Raw genomic sequence first — 4,915 nt, forward strand, 5'->3', positions numbered from 1 at the left:
TGCCGGGACCTCCTCGGGCCGGGCGGCGGGCCGGATCCGGGGCAGGGCGCCGACCAGGGCTTCGAAGTCGCGCAGGACCGTGCGCGGGTCGGCGGCGGAGAGCAGGCACAGGGCAGCCATCGTGTTGGCGCCGGCGGCCGGGTCGTAGACCGGCACGATGCTCCCGTCGGCCAGGGAGCTCTCCGCGACCACCGACAGTTCGCTGCCGGGGCTCAGGGGTACGCGCGCGGACACGGCGGGGAAGTCCCAGGCCCTGCGATCCGGCCAGGCCCGGCCGTCGCCGTCGACGGCCAGGACGACCAGGGAGCCCGCCGCGCCGCGTGCCTGCGCCGGGGTGAGGCAGTGCTCGGGCCAGGTCACCGGGCGGCCCAGGAGGTGGTCGACGAGCATGCCGATGAGGTCGAGGCCGAAGACTTCCTCGATCTGCGGCACGGTCATGGCGCCGCCGAACCGGGCGGCTGTCTCGATCAGCCACATGCTGCCGTCGGCGCCGAGCTTGATCTCGGTGTGTGTCCCGCAGTCGCGCAGGCCCAGGGCATCGACGGCGCGGCGTGCGAGATCCACGATCCGGTCCTGGGCAGTTTGGGGGAGCAGGGCGGGGGTGATGCCCGCGCGTTCGGTGAACGGCTCGATGGTGGGCATCCGGCCGCTGAGGCACACCGGGTGGAAGGTGCCGTCGGTGACGACGCCCTCGACGCTGACGTAGTCGCCCCAGCCGGGCTCCTCGAACCAGTGCGCGGCGGTGCCGGTCACGATGTGCTCGACCACGAAGTCGGCTTCGGCCTCGGCGACATGCAGTTCCGCGTAGCCCAACTGGGCTGATTCGGCCATCACTTCGCGGGAGCGGGTCCAGGCGGCGGATGCCTCGTGCGGGTCGCGGATGATCTGGTGTGCGGTGGAGCCCGCGCTCCAGGCGGCTTTGAGCAGCAGCGGGCCGGGCAGTGCCGCAGCCGCCGCGTGCAGCTCCGACTCCGTGGTGACGGGGCGGAACTCGGGCTGCGGCAGGTCGTGTTCCAGCCAGGTGCGGCGCATCAGCCGCTTGTCGCGGGCCAGCGCGGCGGCACTGCCCGCCCCCGCGAGGCCGAGCGCCCGGCATGCCTCGGCGACGGCCACGACCGCGTACTCGGAGAAGGTGAGTACCGCGTCCGCGCCCACGGCCCTGGCCTCCGAGACGATCAAAGACACCAGGTCAGCGCGCTGCGTGTCGGACGGCGTGGCGATCGAGGCGCACAGGCGGCGGGCGGAGTCCGCCACGGTGGGAGGAAGAGCGCTGAGCGCCAGCAGGTGCACTTCCGCTCTGGCGGCCGTCCGGGACAGGACGTGACCGAGCGGCGGACCACCCTTGGCATGCACTAACAGCACCTTGCTCACTGAAATTCGTCTCCCGATTCGTCCGGTGGGGTGTGTATCGCCGTAGGCAGCGGCGATACCGGTGGATCCGGCGGCAATCTCCCGGCATCCATGTGGCGGGGTGTGTTCACCCGCTTACTCAAGGGGACCAGGCGGCAGGGGCGTGCGGAGCCGTTGCGGGCGCCTGCGACTCAGGCAAATGCCTGAGTCGCGGGGCGAGTCGGGCGGTTGCGGGCGACCGCCATTTCGGGACATCGGCCGGGAACCGGGCGTGCGCGGGGCCGGTGCGGGTTGTCCAATGCGCTGTGACTGTGCGTCAGCCGGTCATATACGGACGGAGAATGCTGTGGATGATTCCAGCCTCAAGGCGCTGCTCGAGCACCTTCCCGTGTTCTGGTGGGAAGTCGACGAGCCGTGGCGGGTGCTGGAGCGGGGCGGCGGCGCGTTCGCCGATACGGACACCGCGCAGCGCTTCCTGGACCGGATGCGCCAGGAACTCGCGGCGCCGGGGCATCCGGTCCAGGAGGACCGCTGGCAGGCCCGGTTCGACGGCCGCACCTTCGACGTCAGCTGGCCCCTGCGCGAGGACGGAGTCCACAGCCGGACGCGCGGCCTGGCGGTGGAGGTCGATGCCCGGGCCGTGGCCCCGCGCCGCTATGCGGCCTTCGCGGAACTCGTGGACCTCGCCCCGGCCGCCGCCTTCATCCGCGACTGCCAGGGACGCTACCTGTGGGCCAACCACGCCTATGCCCACCTCTACAACACCGTCCCGGAGCATCTGGTGGGCAAGTACATCGAGGACTTCGACGCGCCCGCCGAGGCCGACCAGTTCCGCGCCCTCGACCAGGAGATCCTCACGCGGGGGACCGCGGTGCGCCACACCCTGGGCTACCGGCGCCCGGACGGCAGCGCGGGCCGGGCGGTGGGCCACCGCTTCCCCGTCCGGGAGAACGCGCAGACCTGCGTCGCGGGGATCTACGTGGATGTCACCGACCATCTGCGCGCCACCCTCCAGCGCCAGGAGGCCGAGGAGAACCTGCAGGCCCTGCGTGACCACAGCGGCCTGCCCTGCGCGCTCCTCTCGGCCAACGGGCGCGTCGTCGAGGCGAGCGCGGCGGCCGCCGAACTGTTCCGCCGGAGCCTGCCCGACCTGGTCGGCCGCCGCGCGCACACCCTGCTCGCCGCCGGGCCCGATCTCGACCTGGAGCGGCTGCACCGCCGGTGGAAGGGCCTGATAGCCCGCCGTGTCAGACGGGTGGAGACCTCCGCGGTGCTCGTCGACACCGAGGGGTTGCAGCGCCGGGCGCAGCTGCACCTGACGACGATCGGCCATTCCGCAGGCCGGGCCCGGCACGTCTGGGCGGTGGTCACCCACCAGAGCCTGGCCCACGAGGCCCATCCGGCGCTCACCGCCGCACAGATCCGCATCCTGTCCCTGCTGGCGGAGGGCAGCAGCAACGGCGACATCGCCGCCTCGCTGAAGCTGTCGCGGCAGACGGTCGACTACCACCTCAGCCGCCTTCGCCGGCTGCTGGGCGCCGCCACCCGCCCCGCCCTGGTGGCCCGTGCCTATGTGCTCGGCATCCTCGCTCCCCGTGCCTGGCCCCCGCGTTCGGCGACGGCGGCTCATCCGCTCAGCACGGTCTGACGTACCCCCGGTCGTCCGACGCCGACCCGGCGCAAGATCGCAAGAACATGATGGAATCGAGCAAGAAATTTGCGTCTCGGTCGGGGTCTGGCGGTGTCCCCGATGTGCCTCTGTACCTCGCTGGCCAGGGATGTGGCGGCAGCGGTGCCGGTGAAATCCGAACTGCACCGGGGCGGCCGGGAGTTGCATGCCGTGCGCGAAGCGTTGACATTCCTGTGACGTACGGCAAATCTGTGCTCCCGTGGGAGCAAGAAATCGACTGGATGTAGAAAATGTCATATACACCCGTGTCGGCGAAGCTTCCGCTCCTCCCCGCGCTGCGCCGCCAGGGCGCACCGCGGCACCCGCAGCCCCCGTGGAACAGAGGACGCCATGAGATGGAAGCAACGCAGCCGGCGGCTGATCACCGCCGCGCTCAGCGCCGGACTGATAGCCCTGGGTCTGGTGCCCGCAAGCGCCGGCGCGGCCCCCGCGCGCCCCGGGGCCGAGCCCGCCAACCTCGCCCTTAACAAGCCGATCGAGGCGTCCTCGTCGACGCAGAACTATTTCGCCACCAACGCCAACGACAACAGCACGAACACCTACTGGGAGTCCAGCGGCCATCCCTCGACGCTGACGGTGAAGCTCGGCGCCAACGCCGACCTCTCATCGGTCGTCGTCAAGCTCAACCCCGACGCCGCCTGGGCGGCACGCACCCAGAACATCGAGGTGCTCGGGCGTGAGCAGTCGGCCCAGGGCTTCAAGTCCCTCAAGGCGCGCGCCGACTACAGCTTCAGCCCCTCGGGCAACCGCAACTCCGTGACCATCCCGGTCAGCGGCCGCTACGCCGACGTCCAGCTGAAGATCTACAGCAACAGCTCCGGATACGGCGCCCAGGCCGCCGAATTCCAGGTGATGGGAACCCCGGCCCCCAATCCCGACCTGACCGTATCCAATCTCGCCTGGGGCCCCGCCAAGCCCTCCGAGAGCGACAAGATCAACGTCAGCGCCACGGTGCGCAACACCGGCAGCGCGGCCGCCCCCGCGACCACGGCCGACGTCAGCCTCGGCGGCACCGTCGCGGGCAGCGCCGCGGTGCCCGCCCTCGGCGCCGGCGAGTCGGCCGTCGCCAAGGTGGACATCGGCAAGCGCGCGCAGGGCAGTTACACCGTGTCCGCCGTCGTCGACCCCACCGACACCGTCGACGAACAGAACGACGACAACAACAGCCGCACCGCCGACGACAAGCTGACCGTCAGCCAGAGCCCCGGCCCCGACCTCGAGGTCACCGGCATCACGTCCAGCCCCGCCAACCCCGCCGTGGGCGCCAAGGTCACCTTCGCCGCGAAGGTCCACAACCGCGGCACCAGCGGCGCCGGCGCGGGCTCGGTGACCCGCCTGACGGTGGGCGATGCCACCCTCAACGGCACGGCCCCGGCCATCGCCGCGGGCGAGACGGCCACCGTGGACATCAGCGGCAGCTGGACGGCCACCAGCGGCGGCGCCACCCTGACCGCGACCGCCGACGCCACCGGCACCGTCGCCGAGACCAACGAGAACAACAACGTCTTCGCCCGCTCCATCGTGGTCGGACGCGGGGCGGCCGTGCCCTATGCCGAATACGAGGCGGAAGACGGACGCTACGAAGGCACCCTCCTGGAAGCCGATGCCGAGCGCACTTTCGGGCACACCAACTTCGCCACCGAATCCTCGGGCCGCAAGTCCGTGCGCCTGAACTCCACCGGCCAGTTCGTGGAGTTCACCTCCACCAGCGCGGCCAACTCCGTCGTCGTACGCAACTCCATCCCCGACGCGCCGGGCGGCGGCGGCCAGGAGAAGACCCTGAGCCTCTACGCGGACGGCAAGTTCGTGCAGAAGCTGAACCTCTCCTCCAAGCACAGCTGGCTCTACGGCAACACCGACCAGCCCGAGGGCCTG

3 protein-coding genes are annotated in these 4,915 nt (G+C 71.2%); 2 read left to right on the forward strand and 1 reads right to left on the reverse strand.

Annotated elements, in window-relative coordinates; translation table 11 throughout:
• On the reverse strand, positions 1 to 1,362 hold a 1,362-nt coding region (locus tag ACQKIP_RS39485; RefSeq protein WP_427745262.1), incomplete at its 3' end, for an ATP-grasp domain-containing protein.
• 334 nt (positions 1,363 to 1,696) lie between these two features.
• On the opposite strand from ACQKIP_RS39485, the gene ACQKIP_RS39490 reads away from it, so the two are divergent.
• Together ACQKIP_RS39490 and ACQKIP_RS39495 are read left to right on the forward strand one after the other, a co-directional pair.
• Positions 1,697 to 2,998, forward strand: coding sequence for a PAS domain-containing protein (locus ACQKIP_RS39490; RefSeq protein ID WP_365853600.1), 1,302 nt, complete (start codon positions 1,697 to 1,699; stop codon positions 2,996 to 2,998).
• A 372-nt stretch (positions 2,999 to 3,370) separates the two neighbouring features.
• Positions 3,371 to 4,915 (forward strand): CARDB domain-containing protein (locus ACQKIP_RS39495; protein ID WP_427745263.1); only part of this gene is annotated, 1,545 nt, incomplete at its 3' end.

This window comes from Streptomyces sp. NPDC059900, from assembly GCF_050270335.1.
Taxonomy (GTDB): domain Bacteria; phylum Actinomycetota; class Actinomycetes; order Streptomycetales; family Streptomycetaceae; genus Streptomyces.